This is a genomic window from Tessaracoccus terricola (assembly GCF_054776555.1).
Window position 1 is genome coordinate 1,076,423 of the sequence record NZ_BAAHBS010000005.1, and the last position, 13,700, is coordinate 1,090,122.

Genomic DNA, 13,700 nt, shown 5'->3' on the forward strand with positions numbered 1-13,700 from the left:
ACCCGGTCACCTCCCCGGCCAAGGATCGAAACCTCAGCTTTAGGGTTGTCGTTCGGCTCAGGCGGAGAGCGCCTTCTTCACCAGCCCGGCCACCGTGCCGCCGTCGGCCCGCCCCGCGGCCTTCGCGTTGACGGCCTTCACGACGGCCCCCATCTGCTTCATCGACGGCGTCTCACCCGCGTCCCGCACGGCCTGGACCTCGCCGTCGACCAGCGCCTGGAGCTCGTCTGCAGTCAGGGGCTGGGGCAGGTAGGCGGCGATGAACTCGGCCTCGAGGTTCTCCTGCTCGGCGAGTTCCGGGCGGCCTGCCTCTGCGTAGGTCTCCGCCGAGTCCTTCCGCTTGCGCTGCTCCCGGGTGATGACCTTGATCTCCTCGGCGTCCGAGAGGGCGCGCGGCTCGTCACCAGCCACCTCTTCGTTGGAGATGGCGGCGAGCAGCGACCGGATGGTGGTCTTCGCCACGGTGTCCTTCGCTCGCATTGCGGTGGCCAGATCGGCCCTCAGTCGTTCCTTGGAAGCTCCCATGGTTGGTAGGATGTCACATTGTGGCAGCTGAAGATCTCACCCAAACCATCGCCGACCTCGACAAGTCCCTGACTTCCATCGAGGCGGTGGCCGACCTGCCGAAACTCCGTGCGGAGATCGCAGGACTCGAGCAGGAGGTCGCGGCGCCGGACCTGTGGGACGACCAGGACAACGCCCAGCGCGTCACCTCCCAACTGTCCGCCAAGCAGTCCGAGGTGGACCGGTTGGACGGCCTGCGGTCCCGACTGGACGATGCCGGCGTGATGCTCGAACTCGCCGACGAGGAGGGCGACGCCGCGGTCCACGAGGAGGTTGCGGGGGAGTTGCACCGTCTGGCGACGGAGATCGAGGCCCTCGAGGTTCGCACCCTGCTGTCGGGCGACTACGACCCGCGCGACGCCCTGATCACGATCCGTGCCGAGGCCGGCGGCGTCGACGCCGCAGACTTCACGGAGAAGCTGATGCGCATGTACCTGCGCTGGGCCGAGCGCCACGGCTACGGCGTCGAGATCTACGACACCTCCTACGCCGAAGAGGCCGGCCTGAAGTCGGTCACCTTCGCAGTCAAGGCCCCCTACGCCTACGGCACCCTCTCCGTCGAGCAGGGCACGCACCGGCTGGTCCGGATCTCCCCGTTCGACAACCAGGGCCGCCGCCAGACCTCCTTCGCCGGAGTCGAGGTGCTCCCGGTGACGGAGGAGACCGACCACGTCGACATCCCCGAGGCAGACATCCGCGTCGACGTCTTCCGCTCGTCCGGCCCCGGCGGACAGTCGGTCAACACCACCGACTCGGCCGTGCGCATCACCCACCTGCCCACGGGCATCGTCGTGAGCTGCCAGAACGAGAAGTCCCAGATCCAGAACAAGGCGGCGGCCCTGCGGGTGCTGCAGTCCCGTCTGCTGGAGAAGGCGCGCCAGGACCGCGAGCAGGAGATGAATGCGCTCAAGGGCGACGGCGGCAACTCGTGGGGCGCGCAGATGCGGTCCTACGTGATGAACCCGTACCAGATGGTCAAGGACCTGCGCACCGAACACGAGGTGGGCAACCCCGAATCCGTCTTCGACGGCGAGATCGACGGCTTCATCGACGCCGGGATCCGGTGGCGCAAGCAGTCGGAGACCGCGGCGGCCGAGTAGCGGCCCCGGCGTGTTGCGCGGGCGCTTCGGTGGCCCTGCCCCTAGACTCACCAGTGACCATCTGAGAATTCCTCAGAATCTTCCCCAACGGTCGGAGTCTGGCATTGATCACGTTCGAAGACGTCACGAAGTTCTACCCGGGTCAGGACCGGGCTGCGCTTCGTAACATCAACCTGGAGATCGGCAAGGGCGAGTTCGTGTTCCTCGTCGGCCAGTCCGGGTCGGGCAAGTCCACCTTCCTGCGCCTGATCCTGCGCGAGTACCGTCCGACGAAGGGCACCCTCTACGTCGCCGGCAAGAACCTCACCACCATGAACCAGTGGAAGGTGCCGGCGCTGCGCCGCCAGATCGGCACGGTGTTCCAGGACTTCCGCCTCCTGCCGGGAAAGACCGTTTTCGAGAATGTTGCCTTCGCCCTGCAGGTGATCGGGAAACCGCAGCGGGTCATCAAGAAGATCGTCCCCGAAACCCTCGAACTGGTCGGTCTCGCCGGCAAGGAGAACCGGCAGAACGAAGAACTCTCCGGCGGCGAACAACAGCGCGTCGCAATTGCCCGCGCATTCGTCAACCGCCCGAAGATCCTCATCGCCGACGAGCCCACCGGAAACCTCGATCCCGAGACCTCCGTCGGCATCATGAAACTGCTCGACCGGATCAACCGGACCGACACCACTGTGATCATGGCCACCCACGACTCCTCGATCGTGGACCAGATGCGTCGCAGGGTCCTGGAACTGCGCCAAGGAGAACTTGTGCGCGACCAGACCAAGGGCGTCTACGGCACCGCCTGATCAGGGAGAAGGAACAAATGCGACACACACTTCGTGAGACCTGGTCCGGTCTGAAGCGGAACCTCGCCATGACCATCGCGGTGGTGGTCACCATGGCCGTCTCGCTGTCACTGTTCGGTGCCGGCCTGCTGACCTCCATGGAGGTCGACCTCGTCAAGGGGCGCTGGTACGACAAGATCGAGATCTCCGTGTTCCTGTGCACCGAACACACCCAGGGCGGGATGTGCGAGGAGGGCAAGGGCACCACCGAGGCCCAGCGCGAGTCCATCCGCCAGACCCTCGAGGCGAACCCCGAGGTGGCCGAGGTGTTCTACGAGTCCAAGGAGGAGGCCTTCGAGGAGTTCCAGCGGGTCTTCGCGGACTCGCCCATCCTGGGCTCCCGGACGGTGGACCAGATGCAGGACTCCTTCCGGATCAAGCTCGAGAACCCCGAGAACTACTCCGGCGTCGTCAGCGAGGCCCAGGGCCTGCAGGGCGTCCAGAACGTGCAGGACCTGCACCGAATCCTGGACCCGATGTTCAACTGGCTGAACGCGCTGCAGTGGGCCACCATCGGAATGAGTGTCCTGTTGCTGCTCGCAGCGTCGCTGCAGATCGCGAACACCATTCGGATGGCGGCATTCACCAGGCGCCGGGAAATCGGAATCATGCGCCTCGTGGGCGCATCGAATTTCTACATCGTCCTGCCGTTCCTGTTGGAGAGCCTGATCGCCGGCCTGATCGGCATCATCGTCGCCGGTGCGACGCTGGCAATCGGGTATTACTTCGTCATCGAGACCAACGCCAAGACCTCAATCCAAGCTTTACCTTGGATTGACTGGTCCCACGTCACAACTGCCATTCTTGCCATGGCTGCCGTGGGAATCGCACTCGCGATCATTCCCACGCTGCTGGCAACCAGGAAGTACCTCCGCATCTAGGAAGCCGCAAGGAGTCAACATCGTGAATCGGGACCTTCCCCCTCAGCCCGAGAACCACCGCAGAGCAACCGTCCGCGCCGCAGTCGCCGCGTTGGTGCTCGCCCTGGTGGTGAGCATGGGTGCAGTCAGCGCCGGAGCTGACGAGCTCGACGACCGCCGCGACGAACTCAAGACCGAGATCGCCCAGGCCAAGTCCTCCGTCGACGGCGCCTCCGCCGCCGTGCACGACGCCGTCGCCGCGCTGGAGGCCGCAGAGGCCGAACTGGTGCAGGCCGAGGCGGCGCTCAAGGAGGCCGAGGAGGCCACCGAGAAGGCGCGTGCCCTGGACGAGCGCCGTGCCGAGGAACTCGCCGACGCCGAGCACAAGGTGAAGCAGGCCGAGGCCGACGTGGCCGCCGCCCAGGCTGCCTTCGACTCCGTCGACGCGCGCACCACCGAGGAACTGACCGTCATCACCCAGCAGAGCGGTCCGCTGGTCGACTTCGCGCTGCTGCTCACCGACGTCTCGATGGCGGACCTCAACCAGCGTGCCCAGCTGGGAGAGACACTGCTGACCTCCTCCGCGCTCGAGCTCGACGAGCTGCAGGAGCGCAGGTTCACCCTGGATGCCGCCAAGGTGGCTGCCGACGAGGCCCGCGCCGCTGCGCAGGAGGCACGCGAGGAGGCTGCTCGACAGCTCGCCGACACCGAGGCCAAGGAGGAACGCGCCGAGCAGCTGCGCGCCGACGTCGAGGACAAGGTTGCCGCACGTGACCAGGCCCGCGCCGCCGCGGAGAACGAGCTGGAGGCGGAGCAGGCCCGCCAGGCCGAGCTCGAGGCCGAGGCCGCCGACGTCGACCGTCGGATCGCCGAACGCATCGCCCGCGAGGAGGCCGCCCGCAAGGCCGCAGCCGAGAAGGCCGCCCGGGAGGCGGCCGCCAGGGAGGCGGCCGCACGGCAGGCGGCAGCGAACAAGGCCGCAGCGGACAAGGCTGCGGCCAACCGGGCAGCGGCCGAGAAGGCTGCCGCAGCCAAGGCAGCGGCCCAGCAGGCGGCGGCTGCACCCAGCTCCAACGGCTTCCTGATGCCCGTGAACGGGCGCCTCAGCTCCCGCTACGGCATGCGCCTGCACCCCGTGCTCGGGTACCGCAAGCTCCACGACGGCACGGACTTCGCGGCAGCCTGCGGCACCCCGATCAAGGCCGCCGCCGACGGCACCGTCGCGGAGCGCTACTACAACGCCGGCTACGGCAACCGGCTCATGATCGACCACGGCCGCATCAACGGCGCCTACGTGACCACCGGCTACAACCACGCCACCAAGTACATCGTCAGCGTCGGCCAGCGGGTGAGCAGGGGACAGGTCATCGGCTACGTCGGCACCACCGGCTACTCGACCGGCTGCCACCTGCACCTGATGGTGTGGGAGAACGGTTCGGTGACCAACCCGATGTCGAAGTGGTTCGGCTGAGCCCCTGTGGCATGATTGTCAGATGCCCAGGGAGACCGGACGCAAGCTGATTGCGCAGAACAAGAAGGCCCGGCACGACTACCACATCGGTGACGTGTACGAGGCCGGCCTGGTGCTGACCGGAACCGAGGTCAAGAGCCTCCGCCAGGGTCGTGCCAGCCTGCAGGAGGCCTACGCCACCATCGACGACGGCGAGGTCTGGCTGCGCAACGCCCACATCCCGGAGTACGCCTTCGGGACGTGGACCAACCACGCCACCCGCCGCACGCGCAAGCTCCTCCTGCACCGCAAGGAGATCGAGAAGCTCGCCAAGTCCGTGGGGGACTCGGGGCGCACCATCGTGCCCCTGTCGCTGTTCTTCTCCGACGGCTACGCCAAGGTGGAGATCGCCGTGGCCACCGGCAAGAAGGACTGGGACAAGCGCCAGACCATCGCCAAGCGCGACGCGGACCGCGAGGCCCAGCGTGCCCTGGCAACGAGAAACCGCCTGCGCCGCTGAGGCAGCGGGGCAGGCGGTCAGAGGTTGGCAGGGATCAGTTGACGGCGACCAGGTCGCACACGAACACCAGCGTCTCGCCCGGTGCGATCACGCCGGCGGCGCCGCGGTCCCCGTAGGCGAGGTGTGCCGGGATGGTCAGCTTGCGGCGGCCGCCGACCTTCATCCCGATCAGGCCCTCGTCCCAGCCGCGGATGACCTGGCCAGTGCCGGGGCGGAACTGCAGCGGGCCGCGTCCCCAGGAGCTGTCGAACTCCCGACCGTTGCTCCAGGCGACCCCGACGTAGTGCACGTCGGCCAGGTCCCCGGGCGTGACCTCGGCACCCTCACCCACGGTCAGGTCGTCGATGACGAGCTCCGTCGGAGGGTTCTCGTCGGGGATCTCAATGATTGGCTTGTCTGTCATGTTCGCAACCCTAGTCCCAAGGGTGGGTGCAGGGTCCAGACCGGGTCGGCTTCCGGGAGGATTCCGGGTTCCGGGGGCGCTCAGGGCTGTCCCCGGTACGGATCCAGGACGGTTGCGGAGACAATAGGGGACATGACCCAACAGCCCCCGCGTCCCAACCTGGTGACCGACGAGCAGCGCGAACGCGCCGTCGACTACCTGCAGCAGGCCTACGCCAAGGGGACCCTCGACGAGGAGACCTTCGACGACAGGCTCGCCCAGGCGCTGACCGCCACCAGCCGGGGGGACCTGAATGCCTCATTGCGCGGGGTGGCGCGCGTGGCCGACGTCAACGCCGGTGTCCTCGCCCCCGCACCGATGGCCCGGCCACCGGTCCCGCAGGGCGTGCAGAACGTGGGATCCGGGCTCGTGCACCTCGCTGGCCTGCCGACCGGCTTCATCGTCCCGGCCATCACGAAGGCGGCCTCCGTCCCCGGCTCCAGGATCTGGTGGGAGGCCGGGCGGGCCCTGAGCTGGCAGGCCACCTCGATGCTGGCCATGGTGGCCGTCGTCATCGGCTCCATCATCCTCGGGACCGGCTCGCCGATCTTTCTCGCGGGCCTCATCTGGTTCCTCGGCACCGTGGTTTTCTCCATCAGGGCCTTCAACGGCGACGACAGCACCGGGGCACTCGAGCGACTGCTCCTGTTCCGCCCCAAGCTGCCGCCCCGTCGATGATTGGATCCTGGTGGGCCGCTGCTAGAATGGATGACGAACAACTCAACAGGGGGTGACTGGTTTCGACTTGGGACGGTAGTCCCAGGAGAAGCGGGCCGAGGATCCATGCCTATCTCGTTAACGCTGCATGGAAACCAATAAGTGCCAACAACAACCGCACTAACTTCGCTCTCGCTGCCTGATCAGCGACCGAAGGGTCAGCACGGGCGCGCCTTCCGCTCGTAACCTGGCCTCATTCAGAAGGCTTGCTGAGTAGCACGGGGATCTGGGGCTACTCGGGACTCAACAGATTCTGGGCTCGTCTGCGACATGCCGACGTGAGTGCAGGAGCCAAGTAGAACGCCTAGTCGGCTGCGCCCGGAGAAGACCTGGTTCGCCTCTTGAGGACGCGGGTTCAATTCCCGCCACCTCCACCGCCCCTGTTCGCACCTGACCCGGCCCCTTGGGCCGGGTCTTTTGCTTCCCCCTCGACGCCGGGGTGCGCCCCGGATGCCCGCCGGACCCACGGACGCGCCGAATCGCGGCGCCGCTGAATGCGCCGCAGGCCCATGACAGAATGGCCACATGCGCACCGGTAGCCCTCCAGCGGCAGGTCAGGTCCTGATCGCCACCGAACCCGGCAAGGGTGGTTACTTCGACCGCAGTGTCGTGCTGCTGCTGGACCACAACGAGTCCGGATCCCTCGGGGTGTGCCTGCACAAGGTTGCGGAGCTGGAGATGGTGGAGCCCTTGGCGCACTTCACCCAGTACCTCTCACCCCCGGTCACGCTGTTCGAGGGTGGACCCGTCTCGCAGCAGGCGGCCGTCTCCCTCGCGAAGGTCGCGAACCCGTGGGAGGAACCACCGGGCTGGCGCCGGGTCTTCGACGACGTCGGCATCCTCGACCTGGAGACCCCGATCGAGCTCGTGGCCGGTGCGTTCTCCCACCTGCGGATCTTCGTCGGGCTCGCGGGCTGGGACGCGGGCCAACTCGAGGCCGAGCTGATCCGCGGCTCCTGGTTCCGGGCCCCGGCGCGCGTCGAGGAGATCTTCGGCACCCCGGAGGACCTGTGGCGGCGCAGCCTGCGACGCATGGGCGGCGCGACGGGCCGCTGGTCCACCTGGACCGAGACCCCCGAACTGAACTGACTCCGCGCCCCACGGCGGTGACCCGCCCGGATGCCAGACTTGGACCGGAGATTGGGGGTTCACCAGATGCAGGATTCCGACGCGGTGCTGGACGACGAGTTCCTCGCACCCGTGGCCTACGAGCCGGACGAGGCTGATGACTCCGAGGTGGAGGCCGACGACGAGGAGTGGGAACACGCACAGGGCTTCCCCTGCACCCGGCGCGCGATTCGCATCTGGGTGGACGAGGAGACCCGCAGACTCACCCGGGTGCGGTTGTCGACGCGCTGGCGTGAGCGCACGGCCGGCAGACAGCTCTCCGACTCCTTCACCGAGGCCTTCTTCCTCGCCAACGCCCGCATCGGCAACAACCTGCCGTCGACACCACTCCTGCAGCCGGAGCCGAGCCGGGACCTCGAGTACACGTGGGAGAACTTCCAGGACCTGCAGGACAGGGCGGCCGAGCTGATGGAGCGCTCCGACGAGTTGGCCGCGCGGCCCGCCCACGAGGTCCGGTGGGCGGACCTCTCGGGCAGCCGGGCCACCGCCGTCAGCAGCAACGGCCACGTCCGGGTGACGCTCGGGCTCGGTGGCCTGACGGAGACGGTGGAGTTCTCCACCACCTGGCTGCAGAAGGCCCGCATCACCGAGATCGCGGACGCCGTGATGTCGGGGCACCAGAAGGCCTACGAACGTTATGTCCCACCGGTGTTCGTACCGGGGGAGCACGAGGAACTGGCTGCCGAACTGGCGCAGGTCCAGGCGGACATGCAGGCGATGATGGCGAGAGGATTGGCATGAGTGACTTCGACGAGTCGTCCGGGCCCGATGACGGCCTGTTCTTCGCCGGGATCGGCGCCGAGGACGAGCCGGCTGACGAGGAGGACCTGGACGAGGACGCGGTGCTCGGGGACACGAAGGTGCGGTCCGACGACGAGCCCACGGGATCCGCCCCCATGCCCCTGATCGGCATGGGCGCAGGAGCCGGCGGAGCGGGGGCGCTGGGTGCCTATGCGGGCCAGACCCGTGAGGGCGGCGAGCGGTCACGTTCCGGGGCGGCCGGTGCCGCACCCGTGGCCCACCTGGACTCCGCGCACGAGGGCGGTGGCAACGCGGTGGACCCGTACGGCCGCGTCGTCGACGCGGAGGACCCCTGGGGCGTCGGGGATGACGATGACGTGCCCACGGCATTCGTGGACACGACCGCCACCGAGGCACCCCGGACCAGGACGGGCAGCGGCACCCGGGGCGGGCACCTGGCCCGCAACGACGGCGCCGGTGGCGGTGGGATGGTGCCCGGCGCCACCCTGGGCGGGATCGGTGGCATGCCCAACACCCAGGCGGCCGCGGCCACCACGGCCGCCAACACAAGCCAGCAGCAGGGCGGAATCCCGCTCTCGGTGCTGCAGAACCTCCAGAACAACCGAGCCAGTGGTGCGGCCTTCGCGCCGCCCATGACCGGGGTCCAGGCCTCCGGCTCCTCCGGATACATGGCTGATCCGTCCCTCGTGGTCGTACAGGCATTCGGCCAGGCCGAAGGGGTGGACGCCACCTCGAGCGACGAATGGCTGCGGGCCCAGCTCCGCGAACACGACCGCGCCGCGGGTGGTGGCATCGCCACCCCCGCTCCGGGCCTGGAGGGGATCGATGACCCGGACCAGGATGACACGGACGACGACTCTCGCGACGAGGCGGGCGGTGGCAGCCGCAACCACGGCCGCGACGGTGCAGTGGCAGGTGGGGCCGGTGCTGCAGGCGTCGCCGGCTGGGGCGGCGGTTCGTCCACCTCCGGCGCCGCACCGGTGACCGGTGGCGCCTCCGGGGGTGGCCAGACTTCGGCCGGTTCGCAGCACGAGTCCGGCTGGGGCTGGAATCCCAGTTCGGGGCAGGCACCGGGAGGCGGGTTCACCGGGTCCTACGCCGCAGGCAGTTCCGGCGTGGAGAGCACGACCTTCGTCCCGGGCGGTGCGGGTGGCCCCAGCTCGGCGGGCAACGATGTCCCGTCCTCCGGTGGGGCCTGGCACGCCTCTGCCGCCTGGTCCGGTGACGGTCAGGGGACGGGCTCGCGGGACCACTACGGCCCCGGACAAGGGTGGACAGGGAGCCGCAGCGTCTTCGCCACGGGCAGTGACTTCAGCGTCTCCAGCGAGGAACTCGCACGCGACGCCGAGCACTGGCGGCGGATCGCCGTCGAGATGGAGGCAGTGCACTCTGTCACGCGTTCCGTGCGCGACGGCGAGTCGAGCTTCGGGCTCGTCTCCGAGCCGGCAGGCGCCTACTCCCGCGCCACCCAGCAGACCCAGGCCTGGTCCGCCCGTGGCGCGCGGGCCTACGAGGAACTCGCGGACCAGCTGAACGCCACGGCCGCCGGCTACAACGCCAACGAACAGTCCGCGGTGGACGGAACGGGAAGGGTGTTCGACGCATGAGCAAGGGATACGAGGACGTCCACTCCGCGGTGGCGAAGATGCGCTCGCTGGTCGGCGTGGCGAAGTCACTCGACAACGTCGAGATGCAGCTGGTCCTGAACTCGGAGATCCTGCGCTCCATGACGTGCACCTACCGGGCGGCCGCCAACGCCATGACGCGCTACCGGGACACCCTGTGGTGGCAGCTGGACACGGAACTGGGTCGGATCGTCGCGTCGCTCGCCGTGCTGCAGGGGAGCCGGGACGTTCCGGAGCGGTTGGCACTGGCCCAACGCCAGTGGCAGTCGACGTCCGCGGACGTCGACGAGCTGGCCGCGCAGATCAAGAAGCTCGAGGGCGACGACACGACGTGGTCGGGCCGCGCCAGGAGCAGCAAGTCCCGTGCCGTGGAACGGCAGCGGATCGCCACCGAGGAGTTCGCCACGGTCCTGCAGGGACTCGGCCGTGCCAGCCGGCAGGGGCAGCTGCTGATGGAGTCGGTGTTCAGCACTGCGGCCGTGCAGGTCCGCGGCAGCAACGCCCAACTGAACGGTTTCGTGCACCGCGCACCGAGCGCGAGCGTCGGCCTGTGGGGGCTGTTCTCCCGGAGCGCCGGTGCCGTCACCAAGGTCCGCTCGACCGCGGGCTTCCTGTCCCACCACATCTCGGGCGGTGCCCCCTGGCGGGCCACTTCGTCGGAGATCAGGCGCAAGTTCAACCAGCTGGCCGAGGGCGGCGAGGAACTCACTCGGAACGGCTGGCCGCGGCCCGTCGCCGGCGCCTGAGTGCGCTCCCACCCCCGCCGGTGGCCACCGGCTACAGTTGGTGGATCAACTTGTGAAGTGGGGAGGGACGTGTGAGCGAGAGGACCCGAGGGCGGATTCTGATCGTCGACGATGACGCGGCACTTTCTGAGATGCTCCAGATCGTGCTGGGCCAGGAAGGTTTCGAGACGGTGCACTGCGGCACCGGCAGCAACGCCTTGGCGGTGCTGCGCGATGCTCGCCCGGACCTCGTGCTGCTGGACCTGATGCTACCCGGCCGCGACGGTGTGTCCGTGTGCCGTGACATCCGGGCCGAGTCCGACGTGCCGATCGTGATGCTGACGGCCAAGTCCGACACCTCCGACGTGGTGGCCGGTCTCGAGGCGGGCGCCGACGACTACATCGCCAAGCCCTTCAAGTCCAAGGAACTGATCGCCCGCATCCGGACCCGGCTGCGGCGGGTGAGTGCCGAGCCGGGCACCGACGAGTTGACCATCGGGGACCTGTCGATCTCCGTGGCCGCGCACACCGTGAAGCGTGGCAAGGAACAGCTCCAGCTCACTCCGCTCGAGTTCGACCTGCTCCTGGCGCTGGCCAAGCGGCCGTCCACCGTGTTCAGCAGGGAGGCCCTGCTGGACGAGGTGTGGGGATACCGCAATGCCGCAGACACCCGCCTGGTCAACGTGCACGTCCAGCGGCTGCGCTCCAAGGTGGAGAAGGACCCCGAGCACCCGGAGATCATCGTGACGGTCCGGGGCATCGGGTACCGAGCCGGTGAAGCAGCGCAGGCGTCCTGAGCGCAACCAGCTGAGCATCGGCAGCCTCTGGGGGAGTTCGCTGCCGCTGCGCGTGCTGTTCCTGACCCTCGGTGCCTCCTTCGTGGTGCTGGTGCTGGCAGGGTTGCTCCTGCTCAACCAGGCCACCGCCGGCATCGTCGAGTCCAAGAAACAGGCGTCGATCTCGGAGGCCATCGGCATCCACAGCTTCATGCAGCAGCAACTGCGGCTGCCCGAGAGCCGCAACGTCGCGATCAACGAGCAACTCATCCAGCTGGCCGCGCTGGCCGGGGCCGAGACGGGCCGCTACCAGGTGCTGATCCAGGGGCCGTCGTCGGTGTACCAGTCCTCGGATATCCGGGCCGAGTCGGTGCCCGACGACCTGCGCGCGGCCGTGGACTCCGGCACGGGCATGTTCATCACGCCCACCGAGGTGGTCTTCGTCGACGAGGACCAACCGCCCGTCCCGGGCTGGGCGATCGGCACGGTGCTGGTGGACAGTTCGGGGGAGCGGTACCCGATCTTCTACATCTTCCAGATGACCAGCGAGGTGGCCACCATCCGAGCCCTCCAGGGAGCGGTGGTCAGCACGGGTCTGGCCCTGCTGGGTGCGCTCGCCGCCATCGCCTACCTGGTCACCGTCACGGTGGTGCGCCCCGTGCGCAAGGCCAGTCAGACCGCGCTCCGGCTGGCGTCGGGCAACCTCGACGAACGCATGCTCGTGCGCGGCACCGACGACATCGCCTCGCTGGCCGAGTCGATGAACGAGATGGCCGACGACCTGCAGCAACGCATCCGCGAGCTCGAGACCCTCTCCGCGGTCCAGCGCAGGTTCGTCAGCGACGTCTCGCACGAGCTCCGCACGCCGCTGACAACCATCAAGATGGCCACGGACATGATCCACGAGGCGCGGGAGGACTTCCCCCCGCAGACGGCGCGCGCCGCAGAACTGATGTACTCCGAGATCGAGCGCTTCGACGTGATGCTGCAGGACCTGCTCGAGATCTCCAGGTTCGACGCCGGTGCGGCCGTGCTGTCGCTGGAGGACGTGGACCTGGCAGCCTTGGTCCGGTCCGAGGTGCGGGCCCACGAGGCGCTGGCGGAGCGGCAGGGCACCGAACTGCGGTTCAGCAGCCGCGGCGACGCGACCGCGATGATGGACTCCCGACGCATCCGTCGCATCCTGCGCAACCTGCTCGTCAACGCCATCGAGCACGGCGAGGGCAGACCGGTGCACGTCACCGTCGCAGGCGACGAGGACGCGGTGGCGGTCACGGTCCGCGACCACGGCGTCGGGTTCCCCGCGGCGCAGGCGTCCCAGGTCTTCGAGAGATTCTGGCGCGCGGATCCCTCCCGCACCCGCGTCGTCGGCGGCAGCGGGCTCGGACTCGCGATCTCCCTCGAGGACGCCCGGCTGCACGACGGCTGGCTCAGCGCGTGGGGGCGCCCGGGCAGGGGCGCACAGTTCCGGCTGACGCTCCCGAAGGATGCGGACAACCCCCTCACCAGTTCCCCCCTGCCCATCATCCCGACCGACGTGACCGCGAGGAGGACCACCACATGAGGCGGCTCGCACTTGCACTGCTCCTCGGGGCGCTGGCGCTGTGCGTCGGCTGCACGACGGTGCCCATCGCCGGCCCGGTGGAGAGCGTCCCGGCCAGCGCGCCGCCGCCCGGGATCGAGATCGCGCCCGAGCCGCCGCAGGCGGGCGTCACCCCCGAGCGGCTCGTAGAGGGTTTCATGCAGGCCATGGCGGACCCTGAGGCCGACTATCGGGTGGCGCGGGAGTACCTGGCGTCTGCGGTCCGCGACGACTGGGACCCCGGCGTCGGGGCCGTGATCTACGACGGTGTGGTCAACGAGTCCGAGGGCCGGTTCGCCGTCGAGGGGACCCTCACGGGCTTGCTCGACGAGTGGGGCCGGTTCACCTCGGCCCACAGCCCCTACACCTTCCCGTTCCAGCTGGTGCAGGAGGACGGCGAATGGCGCATCGGCAACGCCCCGGAGGGGGTGCTGGTCTCCCGGTTCATCTTCGAGCGCTACTACGCCCACGCCACCACCTACTTCCTGTCCCGCTCCGGCAACTACGTGGTGCCGGACATGATCCATCTGCCCGAGGCGCTCCTGACCCCGAGCCGCATCGTCGAGTCCCAGATCGCAGGGCCCAGCCAGAAGCTCGCCCCGGCGGTGAAGAACGCCAT

Annotated in this window: 14 protein-coding genes, 1 other RNA gene and 1 pseudogene; 14 read left to right on the forward strand and 2 right to left on the reverse strand. The window is 68.6% G+C overall.

Annotation, left to right across the window (positions count from 1 at the left end):
* Positions 1 to 57: 57 nt before the first annotated feature.
* On the reverse strand, positions 58 to 525 hold the full coding sequence (locus tag ACYU7G_RS14925; RefSeq protein ID WP_461109182.1) for a GatB/YqeY domain-containing protein: 468 nt from the start codon (positions 523 to 525) through the stop codon (positions 58 to 60).
* A 20-nt stretch (positions 526 to 545) separates the two neighbouring features.
* Between ACYU7G_RS14925 and prfB the strand changes: the two genes are divergently transcribed.
* The 5 genes from prfB (at position 546) to smpB (ending at position 5,324) form a co-directional block, all read left to right on the forward strand.
* Entirely contained in the window at positions 546 to 1,664 is a 1,119-nt protein-coding gene (prfB, locus tag ACYU7G_RS14930; RefSeq protein WP_461109184.1) for a peptide chain release factor 2, read from the forward strand.
* Between the two features lie 104 nt (positions 1,665 to 1,768).
* Complete coding sequence (gene ftsE, locus ACYU7G_RS14935) at positions 1,769 to 2,455, forward strand: cell division ATP-binding protein FtsE (RefSeq protein ID WP_461109186.1); 687 nt, start codon at positions 1,769 to 1,771, stop codon at positions 2,453 to 2,455.
* Between the two features lie 17 nt (positions 2,456 to 2,472).
* The gene (gene ftsX / locus ACYU7G_RS14940; protein WP_461109188.1) at positions 2,473 to 3,375 is read left to right on the forward strand and encodes a permease-like cell division protein FtsX; all 903 of its coding nucleotides are present in this window, start codon (positions 2,473 to 2,475) and stop codon (positions 3,373 to 3,375) included.
* A 22-nt stretch (positions 3,376 to 3,397) separates the two neighbouring features.
* Positions 3,398 to 4,825, forward strand: a complete 1,428-nt coding sequence (locus tag ACYU7G_RS14945; protein WP_461109190.1) for a M23 family metallopeptidase — start codon at positions 3,398 to 3,400, stop codon at positions 4,823 to 4,825.
* A gap of 22 nt (positions 4,826 to 4,847) precedes the next feature.
* Entirely contained in the window at positions 4,848 to 5,324 is a 477-nt protein-coding gene (gene smpB, locus ACYU7G_RS14950; protein ID WP_461109193.1) for an SsrA-binding protein SmpB, read from the forward strand.
* A 34-nt stretch (positions 5,325 to 5,358) separates the two neighbouring features.
* On the opposite strand, the gene ACYU7G_RS14955 is transcribed toward smpB, so the two are convergent.
* The gene (locus ACYU7G_RS14955) at positions 5,359 to 5,727 is read right to left on the reverse strand and encodes an FKBP-type peptidyl-prolyl cis-trans isomerase (protein ID WP_461109195.1); all 369 of its coding nucleotides are present in this window, start codon (positions 5,725 to 5,727) and stop codon (positions 5,359 to 5,361) included.
* Positions 5,728 to 5,859: 132 nt separating this feature from the next.
* On the opposite strand from ACYU7G_RS14955, the gene ACYU7G_RS14960 reads away from it, so the two are divergent.
* The 9 genes and pseudogenes from ACYU7G_RS14960 to ACYU7G_RS15000 form a co-directional block, all read left to right on the forward strand.
* On the forward strand, positions 5,860 to 6,444 hold the full coding sequence (locus tag ACYU7G_RS14960; protein ID WP_461109197.1) for a DUF1707 SHOCT-like domain-containing protein: 585 nt from the start codon (positions 5,860 to 5,862) through the stop codon (positions 6,442 to 6,444).
* 48 nt (positions 6,445 to 6,492) lie between these two features.
* Positions 6,493 to 6,860: a transfer-messenger RNA gene (gene ssrA, locus ACYU7G_RS14965) on the forward strand.
* A gap of 148 nt (positions 6,861 to 7,008) precedes the next feature.
* Positions 7,009 to 7,572, forward strand: coding sequence for a YqgE/AlgH family protein (locus tag ACYU7G_RS14970; RefSeq protein WP_461109199.1), 564 nt, complete (start codon positions 7,009 to 7,011; stop codon positions 7,570 to 7,572).
* Positions 7,573 to 7,638: 66 nt separating this feature from the next.
* Complete coding sequence (locus tag ACYU7G_RS14975; protein ID WP_461109201.1) at positions 7,639 to 8,352, forward strand: hypothetical protein; 714 nt, start codon at positions 7,639 to 7,641, stop codon at positions 8,350 to 8,352.
* Positions 8,349 to 9,980 carry a hypothetical protein gene (locus tag ACYU7G_RS14980; protein ID WP_461109202.1) on the forward strand — a complete coding sequence of 544 codons (1,632 nt, stop codon included), beginning with the start codon at positions 8,349 to 8,351 and terminating at the stop codon, positions 9,978 to 9,980. The genes ACYU7G_RS14975 and ACYU7G_RS14980 overlap by 4 nt, the downstream gene beginning before the upstream one ends.
* Positions 9,977 to 10,744, forward strand: coding sequence for a hypothetical protein (locus tag ACYU7G_RS14985; RefSeq protein WP_461109204.1), 768 nt, complete (start codon positions 9,977 to 9,979; stop codon positions 10,742 to 10,744). Before ACYU7G_RS14980 ends, ACYU7G_RS14985 begins: the two co-directional genes overlap by 4 nt.
* A gap of 71 nt (positions 10,745 to 10,815) precedes the next feature.
* Positions 10,816 to 11,520 carry an MtrAB system response regulator MtrA gene (mtrA, locus tag ACYU7G_RS14990; RefSeq protein WP_461109206.1) on the forward strand — a complete coding sequence of 235 codons (705 nt, stop codon included), beginning with the start codon at positions 10,816 to 10,818 and terminating at the stop codon, positions 11,518 to 11,520.
* Positions 11,498 to 13,063: an MtrAB system histidine kinase MtrB gene (gene mtrB / locus ACYU7G_RS14995; RefSeq protein ID WP_461109208.1), complete on the forward strand. Its 1,566-nt coding sequence runs from the start codon at positions 11,498 to 11,500 to the stop codon at positions 13,061 to 13,063. Before mtrA ends, mtrB begins: the two co-directional genes overlap by 23 nt.
* Positions 13,060 to 13,700, forward strand: a pseudogene (locus ACYU7G_RS15000) (hypothetical protein); the annotation flags it as partial. The gene mtrB and the pseudogene ACYU7G_RS15000, both read left to right, overlap by 4 nt.

Excerpts from the sequence above, each read along its gene's own strand:
- ACYU7G_RS14925 (WP_461109182.1), bottom strand. The coding sequence starts at position 525 with ATGGGAGCTTCCAAGGAACGACTGAGGGCCGATCTGGCCACCGCAATG.
- ftsX (WP_461109188.1), top strand. The coding sequence starts at position 2,473 with ATGCGACACACACTTCGTGAGACCTGGTCCGGTCTGAAGCGGAACCTC.
- smpB (WP_461109193.1), top strand. The coding sequence starts at position 4,848 with ATGCCCAGGGAGACCGGACGCAAGCTGATTGCGCAGAACAAGAAGGCC.
- ACYU7G_RS14955 (WP_461109195.1), bottom strand. The coding sequence starts at position 5,727 with ATGACAGACAAGCCAATCATTGAGATCCCCGACGAGAACCCTCCGACG.
- ACYU7G_RS14960 (WP_461109197.1), top strand. The coding sequence starts at position 5,860 with ATGACCCAACAGCCCCCGCGTCCCAACCTGGTGACCGACGAGCAGCGC.
- ACYU7G_RS14970 (WP_461109199.1), top strand. The coding sequence starts at position 7,009 with ATGCGCACCGGTAGCCCTCCAGCGGCAGGTCAGGTCCTGATCGCCACC.
- ACYU7G_RS14975 (WP_461109201.1), top strand. The coding sequence starts at position 7,639 with ATGCAGGATTCCGACGCGGTGCTGGACGACGAGTTCCTCGCACCCGTG.
- ACYU7G_RS14980 (WP_461109202.1), top strand. The coding sequence starts at position 8,349 with ATGAGTGACTTCGACGAGTCGTCCGGGCCCGATGACGGCCTGTTCTTC.
- ACYU7G_RS14985 (WP_461109204.1), top strand. The coding sequence starts at position 9,977 with ATGAGCAAGGGATACGAGGACGTCCACTCCGCGGTGGCGAAGATGCGC.